This is a genomic window from Quadrisphaera granulorum (genome assembly GCF_003149145.1).
GTDB lineage: Bacteria > Actinomycetota > Actinomycetes > Actinomycetales > Quadrisphaeraceae > Quadrisphaera > Quadrisphaera granulorum.
In genome coordinates this window covers 74,413-96,231 of record NZ_QGDQ01000020.1, presented here as the reverse complement: position 1 = coordinate 96,231, position 21,819 = coordinate 74,413, and the positions used below count along the sequence as shown (strand labels likewise).

The following is a 21,819-nucleotide window of genomic DNA, read 5'->3' as shown; positions in this document are numbered from 1 at the left end:
CTTGCCGAGTCAAAAGGCAATGTCAGCGTCGCTCACAGAAGCCAGCGTACGTAGCCATTCTTCTGGTAGCCCGGCCGCATTCCAGGCGGACAGTAGGGCAAAGGCGTCGTTGTCCAGTCGCTCCAAAAGCATCAGGCTCTCCGCCTGCCCGAATAGGGCATAGTCCGGAGAACTAGACATGTCACTGTGTGGCCCGTAGTCCGAGTAGATGCTGCGAAGTGATTCCTCGTTGGCCGCTACGTACTCTCGTACCTTGGTGACATATGAGTCGTCGGAAGGAATCACCCCTTGCAGTGAGTCCAGAATATAAATCGAGAGTCGCCGGAAGCTTAGGGATTCTGTGAGTCGCAAGAAGTCTGATTCCACCTCGCGCAGCACCTCCGAGTACTCGTAACCCGGTTGCTGTGGTAGGGCGTCCATGACGCGCTCCACTTCCATGTCAAAGAGCTCGATAAGGGCAACCAGTCTGTAGATGGCGTGCTGCTGCTCGCGGGGAAGTTCTACGATTGGCTTGTATAGGAGTTTGTGGGACAAGATTGACCAAATGTCTTGGGCTGCCGTTCTTAGCTGGACCTCGCACTCAATCGCTTCACTCGCTCCGTCGTCGGCGGTCACGGCGACCTGGATGTGGACGCCGCTATAGGCCAATCTCTCCGGGTCGGTGATCTCGCGCTTGTCTTCGATTCGAATGACTGCTAACTCAGGGTCTTCGTCGATGATCTTAGTGAAGTCATCGACGTGGGACGGCCTGTCGAAAATAACGCGAGCGCCAGCCTTATCGGTCACCTCACCCCATGCATCTGCATAGCCCTTGGTGACTACCTTGATCATGTAACCCTGTGGGTCCTTCTCGCGTGCGGAGACGCGGCACGAGAGGCCATTCTCTGCCGCCAGGTGTTCCAGGCGTACTCGGACCTGCTCGGCAGCGCGCTGGAAACGCGGCCGCTCGGCGGTGTACCTCTCCAGGGCTTCATTAAGATTCATCATCTGCCTCCCCCGCCGTTTTCCGAATTCGTCCGGCACTGGTCACCCTCTTGACGGTGTCGGTGATCGTCACCGTGGAGCGACCTTCGGGTGCTTCATCGATGCTTACCGTTCCTTCTTCCCCGAACTCCTCGGGAGGCGCAAGAAGCATCACATTGCTCTCGAAGTCCATCTGGACCCGAGCCAGTTTCGACGCAATCAGGGTCAAATCCTTCGGGACTGGTCTGGTGAGATGAACGGACTCGCTCCCCACCGCGTCAGTGAATGGAACCTGATCCTGAGGATCCAGGTGGTCGCGCGCGAATGCGGACACGGAGATTTCTTGACGATTACTTGTCAGTTCGCTGAGCAGTGCCACCTGATAGTGCGCCCGGCGAGCGGGATCTTGTACGGTGTCGAAATAGCGCAGCGCGGCGTTGTGGAAGAGTTCGGTCAGGACATCCGCTCGTTGGGTGAAGTTGCACCCCAAGAACACATTCATGAAGTACCCGGCGACCGCGCTGCCGGCTGATTGCTGATCCGAAACTTGACCAAACAGTGGGTCTGTGTCGTTAGGAGGCGCCGTGAAGACGGCAACCTTGTATACACGCGATCCCTTGGTGAAGAACAGGTCTTGGAGAAATTCCATCCCGTAGATTTGTTTCCCGTCGGGGGTCGTCTGCTGCCTGGCGCGCGCGCCCGTCTCATGTTCCAGCTTCGCGATGACGAGGATGGGTTCCTTGTCCAGGGACCCATCGGCCACCATCAGAAGGCCTGCAGGACTCACGCCTGGTTGGCTCTCTTGGAGCAGCTTTGCGAGGGCTGTCGACGTTTCCAGCAGAGGGGTCGTGCCGTCCAGGTACTGCTTCACGACCGCCGGTGCCTGGGCGGGCAGCTCCGGATCCTCCACCACTGGCCTGGCGCGCTTCAGAGCATCACTGAGTCGTGTCTGAAGGAAACCGCGATTCTGGCCGTCCAGCGGGGTCAGCGCTTCGCTCAACACGGGCTCTGTGCGGGTTGACCTACCTGCGCGCTGAATGAGGTGCAGGGCGAGCTGGTTGATCTTGAGAGTGATGAGTGCCAAGAGAGCCCCCTCGTCTTGCGCTGCTGCGTGCGACCGCTGTAGATGCATCGTGGCAGCCACCACCGACAGTCCCTAGAGGCGCGGACCGCCGAGGGGATGTGGAGGGGCTGCCCGGCAGTCCCCGCGGGCCGGACCGGCGTCGTTGCTGGTCAGACGGTGGGCCCCGTGGGGCTCGAACCCACAACCCGCGGATTAAAAGTCCGCTGCTCTGCCGGTTGAGCTAGAGGCCCTGGCCCCCCGATGTTCCCACGTCCGCGCCACGATCGGGTGTCGGGTCGGGGTGCCTCGGCTGAGCGTCAGGCGGGCGGAGCCTCGGATACGGCCCGCAGCTGCTGCAGCCCGCGCTCGAAGTCCTTGCCGACGATCTTGTCCATGCTCAGCGCCGGCCCGAGCAGCCGCATCACCAGCGGCCTGGGGCCGACCATGGTCCACGTCACGCGCGTGGCGGGGGCGCCGCCGTCGTCGTCCTCGGGGGTCAGCGTGAACGTCGACGTGCTGGTGTTCGGGAAGGGCTTCTCGAAGGCGATGTCGATGCTCACCACCCGCGGCGCCTCCGCGCGCGCGACCCGCATGCTGCCCTTGCCGGCCTTGCGGTTGCCGGACCATGCGTACGCGGCGCCCTCGCCGGAGCCCGGTCCGGAGTAGGTGCGATCGAGCGCGGGGTCGAGCCCCTCCCAGGGAGACCAGCCCTGCCATCGCCGCAGGTCGGCGATCTCGGCGAAGATGCGCTCCGGGGGTGCCGCCACGAGGACCTGGCGCTCCACGGTGTACGTCTGTGCGATGGCCACAGTCGACCGTAACGGTCACGTCCCCTCCGGGGGAGGTCCTCGTCGGGCCGCAGGGCACCGGGCCACAGAGCCTCGGGGGGTAGAGCAGTGATCACAGCTGCCGTGCTGCTGGGAGTCGTGGCGGTGGTGCTGGCGGTGGCGCACCTGTGCGAGCGCCTCGGCCTGTCGACCCCGCTCGTGCTCGTCGTCGTGGGGGCGGCCCTCGGCGCCGTCCCCGGGGTGCCGGAGATCCGCCTCGAACCGGAGCTGGTGCTCACCGGTCTGCTGCCGCCGCTGCTGTACGCGGCGGCGGTGCAGCTCTCGCTGGTCGATCTCAGGCGCGACATCACCGGCGTCCTCCTGCTCTCGGTGGGTGCGGTGGTGGTGACGACGGCGGCGGTCGGCGGAGCGGTGGCGCTCGCGCTGCCCGCCGTCGGGCTCGCCGCCGGGTTCGCGCTCGGGGCGGTGGTGGCTCCGCCGGACGCCGTCGCGGCCACCGCGGTCGCTCGTCGCATCGGCATGCCGCGGCGCCTCACGCGACTGCTCGAAGGCGAGAGTCTCGTCAACGACGCAACGGCGCTAGCGCTGCTCGCGGCAGCGAGCACCGCTCTCGTAAGCACGGTGAGCGCCGGTGACGTGGTGCTGGACTTCGCGGTGCTCGTCGTCGTCGGGGTAGCCGCGGGAGCCGTGGTCGGGCTGTTGCTCTCGTGGGTGCGCGCCCGCCTGGACGACGCCGTCATGGTCACCGTCGTCTCGCTGGCCGCGCCGTTCGCGGCCTATCTGGCTGCCGAGGAGGCCCACGGCTCCGGCGTGCTCGCCGTCGTCACCACCGGCCTGCTGCTGGCCCGCAGCTCAGCTCGGCTCAGCAGCGCCACCTCCCGGGTAGTCGAGACGACCACGTGGAAGACCATCGCCTTTCTCCTGGAGAACGCCGCGTTCCTCCTCATCGGCCTGCAGCTGCCGGTGCTGCTCCGAGCGGTGGGCGAGAGCGGCAGGTCGGCAGCCTCGGTGGCCGGGTTCTGCCTTCTCGTGCTGGCCGTCACCGTGGTGGTGCGCGTGCTCTTCCTCTTCGCTGCTGCCGGGGCCTCGCGTGTGCTGCCGGGGCTCGCCGCTGACGACACGCGCTGGACCTTCCGCGGATCGCTGCTGGTCGGCTGGGCGGGCATGCGCGGCGTGGTGACCCTCGCCGCAGCCTTCGCCGTCCCCGCCACCGCGCCCGAACTGCCGCTGCTCCAGCTGGCGGCGTTCACCGTGGTGGCAGGCACCCTGCTCATCCAAGGCCTCACGCTCCCGCTGCTGGTGCGCCGCCTCGGGCTGCGCGGCCCCGACCCCGCCGAGGACGCCCTCGCTGAGGCGGTGCTGCTCGAGGGCGCTGCGCGTGCCGGGCTCGAGCGGCTCGAGGCGCTGGTCGCCGCAGGCGACGCGGCTGCTCCGTCGGTGGTCGACCAGCTGCGCGGCCGCGCCCGCGCCCGCGTCGACGCCGCCTGGGAGCGCCTGGGCCCGGCCGAGGAGGAGCGAGCGACACCCTCCGCCCAGTACCGCAGGCTGCGCCTGGCCATGCTCGCCGCGGAGCGCGAGGCGATCCTGGACGCCCAGCGCAGCGGCGGTTATGACGACCTCGTGCTCCGCTCGGCGCTCGCGCAGCTCGACCTCGAGGAGTCGCTCCTCGACGAAGCACGCGGCAGCACCGAGGCCGGCGCCGCGACGGGGCGCACAGCAGAGCCGCTGGTCGGTGCCGCCGTCCCGACCCCGGGCTGCGAGGACCTCGAGCGCGCGCCGCGCACCCGCCAGTTCGAGGACACCTCCGTGTGCGGTGCGTGCGTCCGTGAGGGCACCACGTGGGTGCACCTGCGCGGCTGCCTGGAGTGCGGCGTGGTCTCGTGCTGCGACTCCTCCCCACGTCGGCACGCGACAGCTCACTGGCACGAGAGCAAGCACCCGGTGATGCGCAGCGTGGAGGCCGGCGAGGCCTGGCGGTGGTGCTACGCCCACGAACTCGCCGACTAGCGTCGGCCGGGTGAGCACGCCCTGGACCACCGCACAGATCCCCGACCAGCGCGGCCGCACGGTCATCGTCACCGGCGCCACCAGCGGCCTCGGGCGAGAGACCGCCAAGGAGCTCGCCGCCCGGGGAGCGCGGGTCGTGCTCGCCGTGCGCGACACCTCCAGGGGCCAGCGTGTCGCCGCGGGCCTGGCCGGCACCACCGAGGTACGCCGGCTCGACCTGGCCGACCTCGCCAGCGTGCGAGCCTTCGCCGAGCAGTGGGCACAGCAGGACGACGACGCCCGCCGCATCGACGTCGTCGTTGCCAACGCCGGGATCATGCTCGTTCCGCTGGACCGCACGGCCGACGGATTCGAGAGTCAGGTCGGCACCAACCACCTCGGCCACCACGCGCTCGTGTGCCGGCTGCTGCCGCACCTGGCAGGCGACGGGCGCGTCGTCGTCCTCAGCTCCCTGGTCCACAAGACCGGGAAGATCGACCTGACCGACCTCAACTGGGAACGGCGCCCCTACAGCGCGTCGGCTGCGTACGCGCAGAGCAAGCTGGCCAATCTGCTGTTCACCCTGGAGCTGCAGCGCCGCCTGCACGCCAGCGGCTCCCTGCAGCGAGTGCTGGCGGCGCACCCGGGATGGGCGGCCACCAACCTGCAGGGTCGCAGCGGCAACGCTGTCGTCGATCGGCTCACCGGCATCGGCAACCGCCTCATCGCGCAGAGCGCCGCCGCCGGTGCGCAGCCGACGCTCGCGGCTGCCACAGCAGAGCTGCCGGGCGGGTCGTTCCTCGGCCCGTCCGGGCCGGGGGAGGTGCGCGGCGCCCCGCGCCTGGTGGGACGCACCGCGCTCGCCAGTGACCTCGGCCTCGCCGCAGACCTGTGGGCGCTGACCGCGCAGCTGACGGGCGTCGACCACCCATGATCACCCTGGGGGCGGGCTGCGACGATGCACGGCATGACGTACATCGCCGCGGATGACCGTTACGAGACGATGACCTACCGCCGCTGCGGGCGCAGCGGCCTCGACCTGCCCCTGGTCAGCCTGGGCTTCTGGCACAACTTCGGTGATGACAGGTCCCTGGAGAGCCAGCGCGCCATCGTGCGGCGCGCGTTCGACCTCGGCGTGACCCACCTCGATCTCGCAAACAACTACGGGCCCCCTTACGGCAGCGCGGAGAAGAACTTCGGCGAGCTCGTGCGCTCGGACCTACGCCCCTATCGCGACGAGCTGGTCATCTCCACGAAGGCCGGCTGGGACATGTGGCCCGGCCCCTATGGAGACCACGGGTCCCGCAAGTACCTGCGGGCCAGCCTCGACGCCTCGCTGCAGCGGATGGGCCTCGACTACGTCGACATCTACTACCACCACCGGCCCGACCCGGAGACGCCGCTGGAGGAGACCATGACGGCGCTCGCGGACGCCGTCCGGGCCGGCAAGGCGCTCTACGTGGGCATCTCCAGCTACGGGCCGGAGCGCACCGCGCAGGCCGCGCGGATCCTGCGGGAGCTGGGTACTCCGCTGCTGATCCACCAGCCCTCCTACTCGATGCTCAACCGCTGGGTCGAGCCGGAGCTGCTCGACGTGCTGGAGCGCGAGGGAGTCGGCTGCATCCCGTTCACGGTGCTCGCCCAGGGGCTGCTCACGGACAAGTACCTGCACGGGGTGCCCGAGGGGTCGCGCGCCTCGCGCGGCTCCTCCCTGGGCATGGACATGCTCAGCGACGAGAACCTCGCCCGGGTCCGCGCGCTGCACGAGATCGCTGACGGGCGCGGGCAGACGCTCGCGCAGATGGCACTTTCCTGGGTGCTGCGCGACCCTCGCATCACCACGGCCCTGTTCGGTGCGTCCAGCGTTCAGCAGGTCGAGGACAACGTGGCCGCCGCGGCGCGCGTGGACTTCACCGCCGATGAGCTGGCAGCCATCGACGAGCACGCGGTGGACTCCGGCGTCGACCTGTGGGCGGGCGCCCGCGAAGCGGGCGACTGACCCAGCCGGGCTCGCAGCGTCCGTCGGCAGTACAGCTTTCGTCGGGACTACCGCTCCCGTCGGAGATCAGCGGTCAGACGCCGGCGGTCGGCTGCTCGGGGTGCGGCTGTTGTTCTGACCCTGACCGGGGTTCCGGCGGCGAGGGCGATCGAGCCTCTCCGCGGCGCCGTTCGCCCTTGTCCAGATACATGGACCGGTCCGCCTCGTGGGTCGCGGTCTCCAAAGTGGTGCCGTACATCCACGTGGCCGCCCCCGCGCTGGCGCGGACGCCGTCGGGCGCGGCCCGCCGCAGCGCGTCGAGCAGTGCCGGGTCCACCGCGGGGCGATTCCGCCCCGACGTCACCAGCGCGACGAACTCGTCACCGCCGGTGCGCGCCAGCAGGGACGGCACGGGCAGCATCGCGCGCCACGCCGCTGCAGCGCGCGTGAGCAAGCCGTCGCCAGCGGCGTGTCCGTGCACGTCGTTGAACGTCTTGAACCCGTCCAGGTCGAGGACGACGACGGCCACCCGCTGTCCGCGCGAGCGGGCACGTGCCGCGAACGCCGGAGCCTGTTCCGCCAGACCGCGCCGCGAGAGCACCCCCGTGAGGACGTCGGTGGTGCTGGCCCGGCGGACCTGCTCGCAGACGGCTCTGAGCACCACGGACGAGACCGACAGCACCACGACGGTCGACATCGCGAAGATCACAGCGCGGAGCCCGCCGATCTGGCCCCACAGGCCGATGGCCAGCCCGGGGGCGGTCACGGACAGCGCCAGCAGGCTGTGCCAGCGGCGACCGTAGAGATCGCAGAAGGTCACGAACCACACGTAGAGCAGGGACAGCGTCATCGCCGTGGTCGGCGAGTCAGCGACTCGCATGGCGATGGTGATGTTGGTGCACCCGACCGCGGGGCCCGCCGGCAGCATCACGGCGGCGATGCGGCGGTGGGTCCGGGGAGAGAGACAGGAGAAGACGGCGGCGCTGGCGAGGCAGGCGACCACGCTGACCAGGTGCTTGGCGTCAGGCGGGTGCGGGAAGCCGTCGAGCGCCAGCACCACGGCGATGACGATCGACCCCGCGACGCCCAGGACGCGCACGCCCCACGCGGGATCGGTCACCTGCACCTTCCTCGCATCGGCGTGGCGCTATTCCCGCTTGAGGGACGCCGATCAGTCCGTTGGCGGGGTCCACGGGCTGGCGAACGCGTTACCGGGGATGCCGTGAGCTGCCAGGAGCAATGGGAGGGCGGTCGCGCCGTCCAGCTGCTCACGCAGCACGTCAGCGTGGCCGGCGTGCCGGGCGAACTCCTCGACGGCGTGCGCGAGGGCGTACCGGTGCACCGATGGTGTCGGTTCGGGGCGTCCGTCCCAGGGAGCGGGTGGCTCGGTCATCGCAGCGGCGGGGTCGGTGGCGCGGACGTCGGCCAGGTAGGTCGCGCGGACCTCGTCGAAGGTGGCCAGGGTGCCGGCGAGCGTTTCGTCCTCGCGGAGGGTGAAGCTGTCGGTGAAGGACGCGAAGCCGGCGGCGTCCATGACGCGGTCGTGACCGCGCTGCCGCATCACCCATGTGACGTGCTTGACCACCCCTCCGACCGACAGCTCGCTGCGGCACGGTCGCTGTCGCGCCTGCTCGTCGGTGAGCCCGAACGCCGCTGCACGGACAGCCTCCAGCTGGGTCGCGATGAAGCCGGCGAAGACCTCGGCCTCGGTGTGGGTGCCGGGAGCGAACACGGGTGCCTCCTGTGGCTGCGGGCGAGGAATGCCCTCGCCCTGGTGGAGACGACGCTAGAAGCGGTCGCGGCCAGTTGCTGTCCGCAATGTGACGACACTTGTCGACGTGGCCAACACGTCGTCGCGCACGTTGCGCCTGCTGTCACTCCTGCAGGCCCGGGCGTACTGGCCAGGGCCCGAGCTGGCCGACCGGCTGGGCGTCTCGGTCCGCACGCTGCGCCGCGACGTCGAGCGGCTGCGCGACCTCGGCTATCCCGTCGACGCCACGTCCGGCCCCGAGGGTGGGTACCGGCTCGCCGCCGGAGCGTCCTTGCCGCCACTGGCGCTGGACGACGAGGAAGCCGTCGCGCTGGCGCTCGCCCTCCAGGGAGCCGCCACGAACTCTGACGACGACGACAACGGCGCCGCCGCCCAGCCGGCGCTGCGCGCCCTGACGAAGGTGGTGCAGGTGATGCCGCCGCGGCTGCGGCGGCGGGTCGATGCGCTGCGCGCGGTGGCCGTGAGCGGCCCGTGGGGTGCTGAGGGCGGCCCAGACCCGGCGGTGCTGCTGACCCTGGCCCAGGCCTGCCGCGACACCGAGCGGCTGGCGCTGGACTACACCGCCGCCGACGGCACCCGCACGCAGCGGCGCGTGGAGCCGCACGCCCTGGTGAGGCTGGGACGGCGCTGGTACCTGCTCGCGTGGGACCTCGGCCGCGGTGACTGGCGCACGCTCCGCGTGGACCGCACCGCCACGGCCAGAGTCGAGGGAGGGCGGTTCCGTCCGCGCGAGCTGCCCGGGCCGGACGCCCTCGCCGTCGTCGAGGGGAGCATCAGGACGGCGCCTGCTCGCCACGAAGTGAGCGCCGTGCTGCACGTGCCCGCGGACGAGGCCCGTGCGCGGCTCGGAGGGTGGGCCCACATCGAGGAGCTCGATCCGGCTCAACGGGGCAGGTGCAGGCTGCGGATGTCCACCGAGAGCCTCGACTGGGCGGCGTTCGCGCTGGCCCGCGCTCGCTGCGACGTCAGCGCGGTGGAGCCTTCCGCGCTGCGGGACCACCTGCGTGCCTGGTCCGAGCGCTTCGCCGCCGCCTCCTCCGCCTCCTCCGCGTGATCATGGGCAGTCGGCCACCTCGGAGTGGCCGACTGCCCATGATCACGGACGGAAAGTGGTGCGGAAGTCCATGATCACGGACGGTGTGGTGATCATGGGTGAGGCCGGGGTCAGTCGGTGCCGGCCTCCATGGCGGCGCGGTCGATCGGGCGGTCGTCAGGGGAGGGCTGACCGCTGGAGGCGATCTCCTCCGCCCCGCCCGGCTCCAGCGCAGCGGCCTCCAAGCCGCCGACCAGACCGACGCCCGGTGCGTCCGGACCCACCAGGCCCAGCGCTGCGTACTGCTCCAGCTTGGCGCGCGAGTCGGCGATGTCGAGGTTGCGCATCGTCAGCTGGCCGATGCGGTCCACCGGGCCGAACGCGGCGTCCTCGGTGCGCTCCATCGAGAGCTTGTCCGGGTGGTACGAGAGGTGCGGGCCGGAGGTGTCGAGCAGGGAGTAGTCCTCGCCGCGGCGCAGCCGCAGCGCCACCTCGCCGGTCACCGCCGTCCCCACCCAGCGCTGCAGCGACTCGCGCAGCATGAGTGCCTGCGGGTCGAGCCAGCGGCCCTCGTAGAGCAGCCGACCCAGGCGGCGGCCCTCGGAGTGGTACGTGGCGATGGTGTCCTCGTTGTGCACCGCGTTGACGAGGCGCTCGTACGCGGCGAACAGCAGCGCCATGCCCGGCGCCTCGTAGATGCCGCGGCTCTTGGCCTCGATGATGCGGTTCTCGATCTGGTCGGACATCCCCAGCCCGTGACGCCCGCCGATGGCGTTGGCCTCCAGCACCAGGTCGACCGGGGAGGAGAAGGTGCGCCCGTTGATGGACACCGGACGGCCCTGCTCGAACCCGATGACGACGTCCTCGGGTTCGATCTCCACGGCCGGGTCCCAGAACCGCACACCCATGATCGGCTGCACGATCTCGATGCCGGTGTCGAGCTGCTCCAGGCTCTTGGCCTCGTGGGTGGCGCCCCAGATGTTGGCGTCGGTCGAGTACGCCTTCTCCGTGGAGTCGCGGTAGGGCAGGTTGTGCGCGACCAGCCACTCCGACATCTCCTTGCGGCCGCCCAGCTCGGCCACGAACTGCGCGTCGAGCCACGGCTTGTAGATCCGCAGCGCCGGGTTGGCCATGAGGCCGTAGCGGTAGAACCGCTCGATGTCGTTGCCCTTGTAGGTGGAGCCGTCGCCCCAGATCTGCACGTCGTCGTCGAGCATCGCCCGGACGAGCTTGGTGCCGGTCACCGCGCGGCCCAGCGGCGTGGTGTTGAAGTACGCCCGTCCGGCGGAGCGGATGTGGAACGCGCCGCACGTCAGCGCGGCCAGGCCCTCCTCCACGAGCGCCTCGCGGCAGTCGACCAGACGGGCCAGCTCGGCGCCGTACGCCCCGGCGCGGCCGGGCACAGCGTCGATGTCGGGTTCGTCGTACTGGCCGATGTTCGCGGTGTACGTGCAGGGCACGGCGCCCTTGTCGCGCATCCAGGCGACCGCCACGGAGGTGTCGAGACCTCCGGAGAAGGCGATGCCGACGCGCTCGCCGACGGGCAGGGAGGTCAGGACCTTGGACACGGCCACAGATCCTGCCAGGAGCCGGGCCGGTCAGTGCATCCCGTGCTGCCCGCTGTGTCCGTCGGCCGCTCAGCCCCTTGTTCAACCGAGCTGGCGCATGACCTCGTCGAGGTAGCGGCGGCGGATGGCGACGTGCTGGCTCAGCTCGTCGCAACGGGTCAGGAGCAGCCCGCGCAGCGACAGCCGGTCTGCCTCCTCCACGGCCTCCAGGAACCGGCGTGCGTGCACGCCCGTGCCCGCCTCCAGCACGAGTTCCAGGGTGACCAGCTGCGCGCCGGCGCGCGCCGCCCTCACCACCTGCGTGCGCACCTGCACCCGCGCCGAGTCGAAGGCCTGCACCGCGGCGTCGAGCCGGCGCGCCAGGACGACCTCCTCCGGCGCCTCCGATTCCGCGCGCGCCACGAAGGCCGGGTCGTGCATGACGATCTGCAGCTCGCGGACCAGGTCGTCGAGGTGCTCCTTGGCGGCCAGCAGCGGCCCCACCGGCACGTCGGGGATGACGACGGTCACTGCCGTGTCGAGGTCTGCCCACATGGCGAGCAGGTCTTCAGCGCTGGGGTCGTCGGGGTCGGTCCGGTCCTGCTCCCCGCCCACCTCGAACCAGACCGACTTGCCGGAGTCGAGCCGCTCGCTGCCCCAGCGCGAGGCCAGCGCCGCCACGAGCACCATGCCGCGCCCGGTCATCGACGTCCTGAGGGTGTCGGCCAGGACGGGTAGGGCGGTGCTGCCGTCGACCACCTCCACCCGCACGCGCTGGCGGTCGTGACCGGTGACGACCACCTCGAACGGCGTCCGGGCGTGGAGCACGGCGTTGGCGGCGAGCTCGCTGAGCACGAGGCCGGCGTCGTCGGCGAGCTCCTCGTGACCGCGGGCGGCCAGCTCGGCTTCCACGAAGCGGCGGGCCTCGCGCACGGAGGCGGTCACAGGCGGGTACCTGGTGCCGGACCGCCACGGCGAACCGGCGCCGTGCGACGCCTCAAGCTGTGCCACGCCACCTCCAGCCGGCCCATGAACGTGGAACGGAGAACCGGGGCTCGGGACGGGGTGCCGAGCTCGGTGTCCCTCACAGTAGGTGACCTCAGCGAGGATGCACCGGCCTGCTTGTGCAGGACACCCGCTCGGATGTCGGCTCGCCGCGGTGGACTCGCCCGGACGTGGGACGCTCGAGGGCGTGCCTGCCGCCGCCCCGACCGACGACCTCGAGGTGGACCGCCGTCCAGACCTGCCCTCCCGCCTGCCCTCCGGCGAGGCGGCGGGTGACCCGGATGCCGTCTTCGAGGCCTTCGAGGGGTGGGCCACCGACCGCGGGCTGAGCCTTTATCCGGCCCAGGAGGAGGCGCTTATCGAGGTGGTGAGCGGCTCGCATGTGGTGCTCGCCACACCCACGGGCTCGGGCAAGTCGCTCGTGGCGCTCGGCGCCCACGCGGCAGCGATGGCCTCGGGGCGCCGGTCGGTCTACACCGCCCCCATCAAAGCGCTGGTCAGTGAGAAGTTCTTTGCGCTGGTGGAGGTGCTGGGAGCCCAGAACGTGGGCATGGTCACCGGCGACGGCGCCGTCAACGCGGCAGCCCCGGTGGTCTGCTGCACCGCGGAGGTGCTGGCCAACCGCGCGCTGCGCGAGGGGGCCGATCTGGACGTCGGACTCGTCGTCATGGACGAGTTCCACTACTACGCCGACCGCGACCGCGGCTGGGCCTGGCAGGTACCGCTGCTGGAGCTGACGCGCGCGCAGTTCCTCCTCATGTCGGCGACCCTGGGCGACACCACGCGCTTCACCGACGACCTGCTGCGCCGCACCGGCACACCGGCCGTACTGGTCGCGGGCGCCGAGCGGCCGGTGCCGCTGCACCACCGCTGGGCCATGACGCCCGTGCACGAGACGCTCGAAGAGCTGCTCGAGGCGCGTGAGGCGCCGGTCTACGTCGTCCACCCCACCCAGGCCGCCGCACTGGAACGTGCGCAAGCGTTGCTCTCAGTAACTGTCGCGGACAAGGGAGCGCGGGAGCGGATCGGGGAGGCCCTCGGCGGTTTCCGGTTCACCGCGGGATTCGGGCAGGTGCTGTCCAAGCTCGTGCGCCACGGCGTCGGCGTGCACCACGCGGGGATGCTGCCCAAGTACCGCCGCCTCGTAGAGACGCTCGCGCAGGAGGGGCTGCTCCCGGTCATCTGCGGCACCGACACCCTCGGCGTGGGCATCAACGTGCCCATCCGCTCGGTGCTCGTGACGTCACTGACCAAGTTCGACGGCCGCCGCACCCGCCTGCTGAGCGCGCGGGAGTTCCACCAGATCGCCGGGCGCGCCGGCCGCGCCGGCTTCGACACCTCCGGCACGTGCGTGGTGCAGGCCCCCGACCACCTCATCGAGAACGAGCGGGCGCTCGCCAAGGCCGGTGACGACCCCAAGAAGCGCCGCAAGGTGGTCAAGAAGAAGCCGCCGGAGGGCGAGGTCAGCTGGGCGCAGCCCACCTTCGAGCGCCTCGTGGCGGCGGCCCCCGAGCCGCTGACCAGTCAGATGTGCGTGACGCACGCGATGGTGCTCAACACCATCGCCCGCCCCGCCCCGACGGTGCCGGCGTTCCGCCGGCTGCTGCGCGACAACCACTCCGACCGGGCCACCCAGGTGCGCCTGGTGAAGCGCGCCATCGCGATCGTGCGCGAGCTGCTGGCCGCCGGCGTCGTCGAGAAGCTCCCCGAGCCCGACGACGACGGCCGCACGCTGCGCCTCACCGTCGACCTGCAGGCCGACTTCGCGCTCAACCAGCCGCTGTCGACCTTCGCGGTGGCGGCGCTCGACGTGCTCGACCCCACCTCGCCGACGCCCGCCCTCGACGTCGTCAGCGTGGTGGAGGCGACCCTCGATGACCCCCGCCCGATCCTGCTGGCCCAGCAGTTCGCCGCCCGCGGTGAGGCCGTGGCGGCCATGAAGGCCGAGGGCATCGAGTACGAGGAGCGGATGGAGCTGCTCGAGGAGATCACCTGGCCCAAGCCGCTGGAGGAGCTGCTCGGAGCGGCGTTCGAGCAGTACCGCCAGAGCGCGCCGTGGCTGCCGGAGGACGCGCTCAGCCCCAAGTCGGTGGTGCGGGAGATGCTGGAGCAGGCGATGACCTTCGGCGACCTGGTCCGCCGCTACAACCTCACCCGCTCCGAGGGGGCGGTGCTGCGCTACCTGTCCGACGCCTACCGGGCGCTGCGCCAGACCGTCCCGGAAGACCGGCGCGTGGAGGGCTTCGACGACGTCATCGAGTGGCTCGGCGAGGTGGTCCGCCAGACCGACTCCAGCCTGCTCGACGAGTGGGAGGCGCTCACCCACCCCGAGGCGCTGCTCGACGGGACGCCGCCACCCCCGCCGGCCCTGCGCGGGATTACCGCCAACGTGCGCGCCTTCACCGTGCAGGTCCGCAACGCGATGTGGCAGCGGGTGGACCTGCTGGCGCGCCGCCGCGCGTGGGACCTCGCCCAGCTCGACCCCGCGCTCGACCTCGACGCCTGGCAGGCGGTGGTCGCTGACTACTACGCCGAGCACGACGACGTCGGCGTGTCCGCCGCCTCGCGCGCTCCCGCGCTGCTGCAGATCACCCACGACAGGGAGGCCCGGCTGTGGCAGGTCCGGCAGGTCGTCGACGACCCGGCGGGCGACCACGACTGGGGCTTCCTCGCCACGGTCGACCTGGAGGCCTCCGATCTGGAGGGCACCGCGGTCATCGCCGGTCACGGACTTCAGCGCATGTGAAGCAGTGGTGTTCTGCCTCGACGCTTCATTCTCAGGAGATGTCGTGCACGCCGTGTCTCCACCAGCAGCGACGCCAGCCCTACTGCCACCGTCGTGATTCTGGGAGCTGTGTTCTGTTGGCCCCTTCAGCGTGACATTCCGCTCACGCTGAAGGGGCCAACGCTCCGCAGCTCCCGGCACCGTTCCGCTCTCGGCGCGGGTGTCCAGGTCGATGTCCACGTCGAGCTCCAGCTCGACGTGAGGGAGAGCAGCGCCGACTCTGGGCATCAACCATCTCGTGCTGTGACGGATCTCGCGAGGCTGTCAGACGCGGTGGTGGCGGCGCTCCGGCATGAACAGTGCCAGCAGCCACGACACCAGGCCCACGACGACGGCACCGAGCACCGCCGACCAGAAGAACCTGTCCACCACGAGGGTCAGCGGCGTGAAGCTCGACACCCACGCGGTCAGCTCGAGCATCGCGGCGTTGACCACCAGCGAGAACAGGCCGAGCGTCAGTACGTAGAGGGGCAGCGACAGCAGCTTCACCACCGGGCGCACCACGGTGTTGACCAGGCCGAACACCGCCCCCACCAGCACGAACGTCAGGGCCTGCTCAAGGTGGCCGCCCTTGCTCGTGATGTCGATGCCGGGCACCACGAGCGTGGTCACCCACAGGGCGACGGCATTGACGAGCACACGGACGAGCACGGACATGTCTGCATGCTGGCAGACGAGCCGGGATTCGAGCTGAGGAGCGGCACGGGTGTAGCAACGGCACGCGGGGTGGACACGTAGAGGTGTGAGCACCCCGCTGACCACCGCCCCCGCCGCGGCCCCACCACCGCGGCACGCGCCCGACTCGATGACGGCAGGAGGGCCGGTGCCCGACGAGGACCGCTACCAGGCCCTGTTCCGCGCCACCTACGCCGACCTCGTCAGGTTCGTCGAGAGGCGCCTGCACCCGCTGGCCGCGGAGGACGTCGTCGCGGAGGTCTTCATCGTCGCGTGGCGGCGCCTGGAGGAGGTCCCCGAGGAGCACGGCCGTGCCCGCGCCTGGCTGTTCGGCGTGGCGCAGCGGACCATGCTCAACGCCCGCCGCGGCGACGCCCGCCGTCAGGCGCTCGCGGTGCGCGTGGGCACGGCGCTGCCCGCCGACGTCGTCCCCGACGGCAGCGACCACGTGGTCTCCCAGGTCGACCTCGCCCGCGCCTGGTGCCTGCTCAGCCCGTCCGACCAGGAGGCGCTCACCCTCACCGCGCTCGACGGGCTGAGCACCGTCGAGGCCGCGCAGGTGCTCGGCATCAGCCGCACCGCGCTCAGCCTGCGCCTGGTCCGCGCCCGCCGCCGTCTGCGCGTGCACCTCGACCACCCCGCTACCCCCCGTACCGCTGCTGCCGACGACGGAGGCCCCCGATGAACGCCCCCCTGACCGAGCTGGACCTCACCCGCATCGACCCCACCCGCGACACCACGCCCGACCCCGCCTCCCCGGCGGCGGAGGCACTGCTGGCGCGCGTCCTGGCCACGCCGCGCACGCCCGAAGACCTCACCAGCAGGACGACGACGGCGACCGGCCGGCGCTCGGCCCGGCTGCGCCGCAGGTGGGTGCTGGTCGGCGCATCGGCGGCAGTGACGGCGGCCGGCCTCGTGGCCGCGCAGGTGGTGTCCGACCAGGGGACCCCGCAGGCCTTCGCCTCCTGGACCCCCGACCCGACGCCCCTGACCGCTGCTGAAGCCGCCTCGTGGGAGGCCGACTGCCTCGCCGTCGCTTCCCGTCGGCCGCCGGGCGACGACACGCCTGCCCCCGGGCCGCAGATCGCAGGCGTCGCGGAGACGCGGGGGCTGTTCACCGCGATGGTCGCCGTCACGCCGCAGGGCGTTGCCAGCTGCTTGTCGTCCGACCCTCGAACCCGCCCGGGAGTGCCGCTCGACCGCATCGGCCCCAGCGCGTGGTCACCGAGCGACAACCTGGCTGCCCCTCCGGAGGACGGGGTGACCGTCGGTGGTGGTCTCTCCAGCAGGGACGAGGGGGGCACCTTCACCCTGGTGATGGGGCGAGCAGGTGCCGCCGTGACGGGCGTCGTCGTCACGGACGACCGGGGCCAGCGCGTGGCGGCCACCCTCGGCAGCGGCTACTTCGTGGCCTGGTGGCCCGCCTGGTCGACCGGCTCGCTGACCGTCCGCACCACTCTGGCCGACGGGCGCACCACCGAGCGGGTGCTGCAGCGCGGCGAGCACTGACCGCGTCCCCCCTCGCGCACTCGCGCGCTCCAGCGCGCCGTGGAGACCCCACGAAGTCGCACTGAAGCGCGCGAGTGCCGGTCGGGTGGGGGGTGAAGGCGCACTGGGGCGCGCGAGTGCGAGAAGAGGGCCGGCACCCGCGTGAGAACGTTCTCAACGGGGTCGGGGCATGATGGCGCGCATGAGCGCTGCGACGGAGCAGAAGCGGCCCCAGGCCGCCCCGGGGGTGCCGGACAGGCTTCCCACGACGATGCGGGCCAGCGTGCTGCTGGCCGAGAACACGGTCGAGGTGCAAGAGCGCCCCGTCCCAGAGGCCGGCCCGGGTGAGGTGCTCGTCAGGGTCGGCTCGGTCGGGGTCTGCGGCTCCGACGTCCACTACTTCCGGCACCTGCGCGCCGGCGAGTTCGTCGTCGAGTCGCCGCTGGTGCTGGGCCACGAGATGGGCGGCACCGTGGTGGCCGTCGGCGCCGGCGTGGACGCCTCGCGGATCGGCGAGCGCGTCGCCGTCGACCCGCAGCGCCCCTGCCACCACTGCTCGCAGTGCCTGGCCGGCCGCTACAACCTCTGCCCCCACATGCGCTTCTACGCCACCCCACCGGTCGACGGGGCGTTCGCCGAGTACGTCACCGCGCCCGCCGAGTTCGCCTTCCCCGTGGCGGACGGTCTCTCCGACGACGCCGCCGCGCTGCTGGAACCGCTGAGCGTGGGCATCGCCGCGATGCGCAAGGCCCGCGTGGTGCCCGGCCAGCGGGTGCTCATCGCCGGCGCCGGCCCGATCGGCATCATCACCGCCCAGGTCGCCCGGGCGTTCGGTGCCCGTGAGGTGATCGTCACCGACCTCGTCGGCCCTCGCCGCGAGCGAGCGCTGGGCTTCGGCGCCACGCACGCCGTCGACCCGCGCGAGACCGACGTGACGCAGCTCCAGGTCGACGCGTTCATCGACGCCTCCGGCGCCGCGCCGGCCATCACCTCCGGCATCCGCTCCGTGCGCGGCGGCGGCACCGCCGTCCTCGTGGGACTGGGCAACCCGGAACTGAGCCTGCCGGTGAGCTACATCCAGGACAACGAGATCCTGCTCACGGGCATCTTCCGGTACACCGACACCTGGCCGCTGGCCGCGCACCTCGTGGCGAGCGGCCAGGTCGACGTCGACTCCCTCGTCACAGGCCGCTACGACCTCGGCCACGCCGGTGACGCCCTCGACTCCGACACCGACCCGAACAGCCTCAAGTCGGTCGTCGAGCCGTGGCACTGACGGCAGGGAGCTGGGGGCCGTTCAGCCTTCAGGGGCGCACCGCCGTCGTCACCGGCGGCAACCAGGGCCTCGGTCGCGCGTTCGCGCTCGGTCTGGCTGCGGCGGGCGCGAGGGTGGCGATCGTCGCTCGCGACGGCGCGCGGTCGCAGGCGTTCGTCGACGAGGCTGCCTCCCAGGGGGTGCCGTTGGTCCGCGTAGACGCTGATCTCACCGTCGACGACGACGTCGAGCGCGCGGCCTCCGAGTGCCTGGCGGGCCTGGGCGGCCGCATCGACGTGCTGGTCAACAACGCCGGCACGTGCTTCCACCGGTCCAGCTGGGAGGTTCCGGACGACGAGTGGTCGGCGGTGTTCGACCTCAACGTGCGGGCGCTGTGGAAAACCTCTCTCGCTGTGGGCCGCCACATGCGGGAGGCCGGCGGCGGCTCGATCGTCAACATCGGCTCGATCTCGGGGATCATCGTCAACCGCCCGCAGGACCAGGCCGCGTACAACGCGTCCAAGGCCGCGGTGCACCAGCTGACCAAGTCCCTCGCCGCGGAGTGGGCGCCGCACGGCATCCGCGTCAACGCCCTCGCGCCCGGGTACGTGCGCACGGCGATGGCGCCCGTCGACGAGCCGCGCTTTCGCCGGCAGTGGATCGAGGACGCCCCGCAGCAGCGCGCCGCCTCGCCCGAGGAGATCGCGCCCAGCGTCGTGTTCCTCGCCAGCGACGCCGCCAGCTTCATCACGGGCACCGTGCTCGTGGCCGACGGCGGCTACACGGTCTACTGATCCGGCTTCCGATCTAGCTGCTGATCGCAGACGATCGCCGGTGATCGCCGGTGATCGCCGGTGATCGCACAGCAGGGGAGCCGCTGGTGTCTCGGAGTTGCCACGGGGAGGTCACTCTCGGTGGCAGGGTGATTCCGTGCGCGTGAGGCTTCCCAAGGACACCAGGGCTCCCCTGCTGGCGCGGGCGTTCGTGCGCAAGGAGCTGGGCGTGCTGTGCACGCCCGAGGCGCGTGACCGCGTCGAGCTGCTCGCCTCCGAGCTCGTCACCAACGCCGTCGTCCACGCCGGGTCGCTGGTGACGATGGACCTCGAGCTCGAGTCCGACGGCAGCGTGCTCGTGGAGGTGGCCGACGGCAGCCCCGCGCACCCCGTGCTCCGCGACGCCGGTCTCCTCGAGGAGAGCGGGCGTGGGCTGGAGCTGGTCGACAAGCTGTCCGTGGAGTGGGGCGTTCGCGACGGCGGACTGCGCGAGGTCGAGCCGGCTCCGGCCGCCGCGTCCGCCGTTCCGTCGGCCAGCGCGCCCGCCCCTGGTCCGTCACTGCCCGGTCCGTTGGCCGCGCTCCTGGGGGGCCGGGTGCCGCGCCAGGCCACCGGCAAGGTGGTCTGGTTCCGCGTCAGCAGCTGATCGACGGCTGATCGACAGCTGACCGACGTGTGATCGGCTGGGTCAGTCGAGCAGCGGCGATGCGTCGAGCCGCGCGACCAGGTCGGCGGCGTCGTCGTACAGCGGGGCCTCCGGCGCTTCCGCGCGCAGCAGGTCGTCGCAGAAGCCACCGGAGCGCACCAGCGCCACGCCCATTCCCGCGGCGTGCGCGGACCTGGCGTCCCACGGGGAGTCTCCGACGGCGACGGCGCGACGCGCCCCCACCTTCCGTGCCGCCACGGCGAACAGGTCGCCGGCGGGCTTGGACGCCTCGACGTCGTCGGCGGTGGTCACCGCGCTCACGGTCGCCTCGACGACGTCCTGCCCGATGATCGCGGTGTGCCGCTCCAGCAGGTCCGAGGTGCTGGAGCTGGCCAGCACCACCGCCAGCCCGCGGTCGTGGCAGGCGCGCAGGAGGTCGGCGGCGCCGGGGAGCACCGGCACCCGGTCGAGCAGGGCGAGGTACTCCCGCTTCCAGGCCTCGCGGAGTGCGTCGCCGTGGGCGCGCTCGACGTCGTCGCCGGCCACCGAGCCCACGAGCTGGTCACCGCCCATGCCGACCGCGCGGTGCAGTCGGGCCGCGGGCACGTCGACGCCGACACCCGTGAAAGCGCGCGCCCAGGCGACGACGTGCTGGTAGTTGGAGTCGACGAGGGTTCCGTCGACGTCGAGCAGGACGGCGTCAGGGCGTCCGTTCGAGGTAGTGGGCATCACCCACCGTCGCACCGTCCGTGTAGCGTCGCGAGGTGTGCGGATCCTGGTGACGGGCGGAGCGGGGTACATCGGCAGCCACACCGCGGTGGCACTCCTCGAGGAGGGGCACACGGTCACCGTCCTGGATGACCTGTCCAACTCCTCTCCTGAGGCGCTGCGACGCGTCGCCGAGATCGCCGGCCGCGACATCGAGCTGATCGAGGCCGACATCACCGACGAGGCAGCCGTCCTGGCGGCGCTCCAGCGGGTCCGTCCCGAGGCTGTCGTCCACTTCGCGGCGCTCAAGGCCGTCGGTGAGTCCGTGGCCGAGCCCGAGCGGTACTACCGCACCAATGTCGGCGGCAGCCTCAACCTCATCAAGGCGATGGACGCCGTCGACTGCCGCACCATCGTCTTCAGCTCCTCGGCCACCGTCTACGGCGCCGCAACGCAGATGCCCCTCACGGAAGACTCTCCGCTGGGGGCCACCAACCCCTACGGCTGGACCAAGTTCATGGTCGAGCAGGTGCTGCGTGACGTTGCCACCAGTGACGACCGGTGGTCCGTGGCGCTGCTGCGCTACTTCAACCCCGTCGGCGCGCACCCCTCGGGTCGCATCGGGGAAGACCCGCGCGGCGTGCCGAACAACCTCGTGCCGTTCATCGCGCAGGTCGCGGTGGGCCGCCGCGAGCAGCTGACGATCTTCGGCGATGACTTCGACACCCCCGACGGCACCGGCGTGCGTGACTACATCCACGTGGTCGACGTCGCCGAGGGGCACGTCGCCGCCCTGCGGACGCTGGCGGGACTGTCCGCCGGTGGGCGCGGCGCAGGCGCCCGCGCCTGGAACCTCGGTACCGGGCGTGGCTCGTCGGTGCGCGATGTGGTCGCCGCGTTCGAGCGCGCCGCCGGGCGCGAGATCCCTGTGCGCGTCGCGGCTCGCCGCGCTGGAGACGTGGCGGTCTCGTACGCCGACCCGGCCCGTGCGCGCGACGAGCTCGGGTGGACTGCTCGCCGCGGGCTCGACGAGATGTGCGCCGACACGTGGCGCTGGCAGACCTCGAACCCCGCCGGGTACGCCACTTCATGAGCCCTGCGTGCTGGATCAGTTACGCAATGTAAGATCGCTTCAGGAGTTCTTCCCCGCCTCGGCGTGTCTCGGTCGTTTGGCGCCTGATCGGTCACACCCGGTGACACCCTTTGGGCATGCCTCCGCCGCCGTGGTCCCCGAGTTCGCGGACGGTGACCTCACCCTCCGCTGCTCCGGGGCGCCCGCAGGCGGCCGACCCGGACAGCGCCCCAGACGCCCGGGGTACGGGCAGCAGGGGCACCGGTAGCAGGGGCTCGGGTAG

The 21,819-nt window shown here is 71.3% G+C and carries 20 protein-coding genes and 1 tRNA gene; 11 read left to right on the top strand and 10 right to left on the bottom strand.

Features of this window, described 5'->3' with window-relative positions; translation table 11 throughout:
* Positions 1-9 precede the first annotated feature (9 nt).
* From BXY45_RS15455 to BXY45_RS15440, 4 genes are all read right to left on the bottom strand, one after another.
* A complete protein-coding gene (locus BXY45_RS15455; protein ID WP_146211229.1) occupies positions 10-1,023 on the bottom strand; it encodes a RelA/SpoT domain-containing protein in 1,014 nt (337 codons plus the stop codon).
* Positions 974-2,047: a nucleoid-associated protein gene (locus BXY45_RS15450; protein ID WP_146211228.1), complete on the bottom strand. Its 1,074-nt coding sequence runs from the start codon at positions 2,045-2,047 to the stop codon at positions 974-976. Before BXY45_RS15450 ends, BXY45_RS15455 begins: the two co-directional genes overlap by 50 nt.
* A 157-nt stretch (positions 2,048-2,204) precedes the next feature.
* Positions 2,205-2,277 (bottom strand) — tRNA-Lys (locus BXY45_RS15445).
* A gap of 66 nt (positions 2,278-2,343) precedes the next feature.
* Entirely contained in the window at positions 2,344-2,835 is a 492-nt protein-coding gene (locus BXY45_RS15440; protein WP_211319608.1) for an SRPBCC family protein, read from the bottom strand.
* Between the two features lie 87 nt (positions 2,836-2,922).
* Here BXY45_RS15440 and BXY45_RS15435 point away from each other — a divergent pair, with 87 nt between their 5' ends.
* Genes BXY45_RS15435 through mgrA form a run of 3 tightly spaced genes read left to right on the top strand, consistent with a single transcriptional unit; the run spans position 2,923 to position 6,799 of the window.
* Positions 2,923-4,821 carry a cation:proton antiporter domain-containing protein gene (locus tag BXY45_RS15435; RefSeq protein WP_109775404.1) on the top strand — a complete coding sequence of 633 codons (1,899 nt, stop codon included), beginning with the start codon at positions 2,923-2,925 and terminating at the stop codon, positions 4,819-4,821.
* Positions 4,822-4,831: 10 nt separating this feature from the next.
* Positions 4,832-5,734, top strand: a complete 903-nt coding sequence (locus BXY45_RS15430; protein ID WP_109775403.1) for an oxidoreductase — start codon at positions 4,832-4,834, stop codon at positions 5,732-5,734.
* A gap of 33 nt (positions 5,735-5,767) precedes the next feature.
* Positions 5,768-6,799: an L-glyceraldehyde 3-phosphate reductase gene (gene mgrA, locus BXY45_RS15425; RefSeq protein ID WP_109775402.1), complete on the top strand. Its 1,032-nt coding sequence runs from the start codon at positions 5,768-5,770 to the stop codon at positions 6,797-6,799.
* Positions 6,800-6,872: 73 nt separating this feature from the next.
* Here mgrA and BXY45_RS15420 read toward each other — a convergent pair whose 3' ends face one another.
* Positions 6,873-7,898: a GGDEF domain-containing protein gene (locus BXY45_RS15420; RefSeq protein ID WP_109775401.1), complete on the bottom strand. Its 1,026-nt coding sequence runs from the start codon at positions 7,896-7,898 to the stop codon at positions 6,873-6,875.
* A gap of 51 nt (positions 7,899-7,949) precedes the next feature.
* Complete coding sequence (locus tag BXY45_RS15415) at positions 7,950-8,510, bottom strand: mycothiol transferase (RefSeq protein ID WP_109775400.1); 561 nt, start codon at positions 8,508-8,510, stop codon at positions 7,950-7,952.
* A gap of 106 nt (positions 8,511-8,616) precedes the next feature.
* On the opposite strand from BXY45_RS15415, the gene BXY45_RS15410 reads away from it, so the two are divergent.
* The gene (locus BXY45_RS15410; protein ID WP_109775399.1) at positions 8,617-9,603 is read left to right on the top strand and encodes a helix-turn-helix transcriptional regulator; all 987 of its coding nucleotides are present in this window, start codon (positions 8,617-8,619) and stop codon (positions 9,601-9,603) included.
* Between the two features lie 110 nt (positions 9,604-9,713).
* Here the strand turns inward: BXY45_RS15410 and argG are convergent, their stop codons facing one another.
* Both argG and BXY45_RS15400 read right to left on the bottom strand, forming a co-directional pair.
* On the bottom strand, positions 9,714-11,150 hold the full coding sequence (gene argG / locus BXY45_RS15405) for an argininosuccinate synthase (RefSeq protein ID WP_109775427.1): 1,437 nt from the start codon (positions 11,148-11,150) through the stop codon (positions 9,714-9,716).
* A gap of 81 nt (positions 11,151-11,231) precedes the next feature.
* A complete protein-coding gene (locus tag BXY45_RS15400; protein ID WP_109775398.1) occupies positions 11,232-12,140 on the bottom strand; it encodes an ATP-binding protein in 909 nt (302 codons plus the stop codon).
* Between the two features lie 181 nt (positions 12,141-12,321).
* Between BXY45_RS15400 and BXY45_RS15395 the strand changes: the two genes are divergently transcribed.
* A complete protein-coding gene (locus tag BXY45_RS15395) occupies positions 12,322-14,880 on the top strand; it encodes a DEAD/DEAH box helicase (protein WP_245961852.1) in 2,559 nt (852 codons plus the stop codon).
* 303 nt (positions 14,881-15,183) lie between these two features.
* On the opposite strand, the gene BXY45_RS15390 is transcribed toward BXY45_RS15395, so the two are convergent.
* Complete coding sequence (locus tag BXY45_RS15390) at positions 15,184-15,576, bottom strand: phage holin family protein (protein WP_109775396.1); 393 nt, start codon at positions 15,574-15,576, stop codon at positions 15,184-15,186.
* A gap of 85 nt (positions 15,577-15,661) precedes the next feature.
* Between BXY45_RS15390 and BXY45_RS15385 the strand changes: the two genes are divergently transcribed.
* From BXY45_RS15385 to BXY45_RS15365, 5 genes are all read left to right on the top strand, one after another.
* Positions 15,662-16,279 (top strand): RNA polymerase sigma factor, encoded by a 618-nt coding sequence (locus tag BXY45_RS15385; RefSeq protein WP_211319607.1) that lies wholly within the window; start codon positions 15,662-15,664, stop codon positions 16,277-16,279.
* On the top strand, positions 16,276-17,103 hold the full coding sequence (locus BXY45_RS15380) for a hypothetical protein (protein WP_109775395.1): 828 nt from the start codon (positions 16,276-16,278) through the stop codon (positions 17,101-17,103). The genes BXY45_RS15385 and BXY45_RS15380 overlap by 4 nt, the downstream gene beginning before the upstream one ends.
* Before the next feature lie 181 nt (positions 17,104-17,284).
* The gene (locus BXY45_RS15375; RefSeq protein WP_109775394.1) at positions 17,285-18,358 is read left to right on the top strand and encodes an NAD(P)-dependent alcohol dehydrogenase; all 1,074 of its coding nucleotides are present in this window, start codon (positions 17,285-17,287) and stop codon (positions 18,356-18,358) included.
* On the top strand, positions 18,349-19,131 hold the full coding sequence (locus tag BXY45_RS15370) for an SDR family NAD(P)-dependent oxidoreductase (RefSeq protein ID WP_245961851.1): 783 nt from the start codon (positions 18,349-18,351) through the stop codon (positions 19,129-19,131). The genes BXY45_RS15375 and BXY45_RS15370 overlap by 10 nt, the downstream gene beginning before the upstream one ends.
* Before the next feature lie 136 nt (positions 19,132-19,267).
* On the top strand, positions 19,268-19,756 hold the full coding sequence (locus BXY45_RS15365) for an ATP-binding protein (RefSeq protein ID WP_170131549.1): 489 nt from the start codon (positions 19,268-19,270) through the stop codon (positions 19,754-19,756).
* A gap of 42 nt (positions 19,757-19,798) precedes the next feature.
* Here the strand turns inward: BXY45_RS15365 and BXY45_RS15360 are convergent, their stop codons facing one another.
* Entirely contained in the window at positions 19,799-20,485 is a 687-nt protein-coding gene (locus BXY45_RS15360; protein WP_109775424.1) for an HAD family hydrolase, read from the bottom strand.
* Positions 20,486-20,522: 37 nt separating this feature from the next.
* On the opposite strand from BXY45_RS15360, the gene galE reads away from it, so the two are divergent.
* Positions 20,523-21,557, top strand: coding sequence for a UDP-glucose 4-epimerase GalE (galE, locus tag BXY45_RS15355; protein ID WP_109775392.1), 1,035 nt, complete (start codon positions 20,523-20,525; stop codon positions 21,555-21,557).
* Positions 21,558-21,819: the final 262 nt, after the last annotated feature.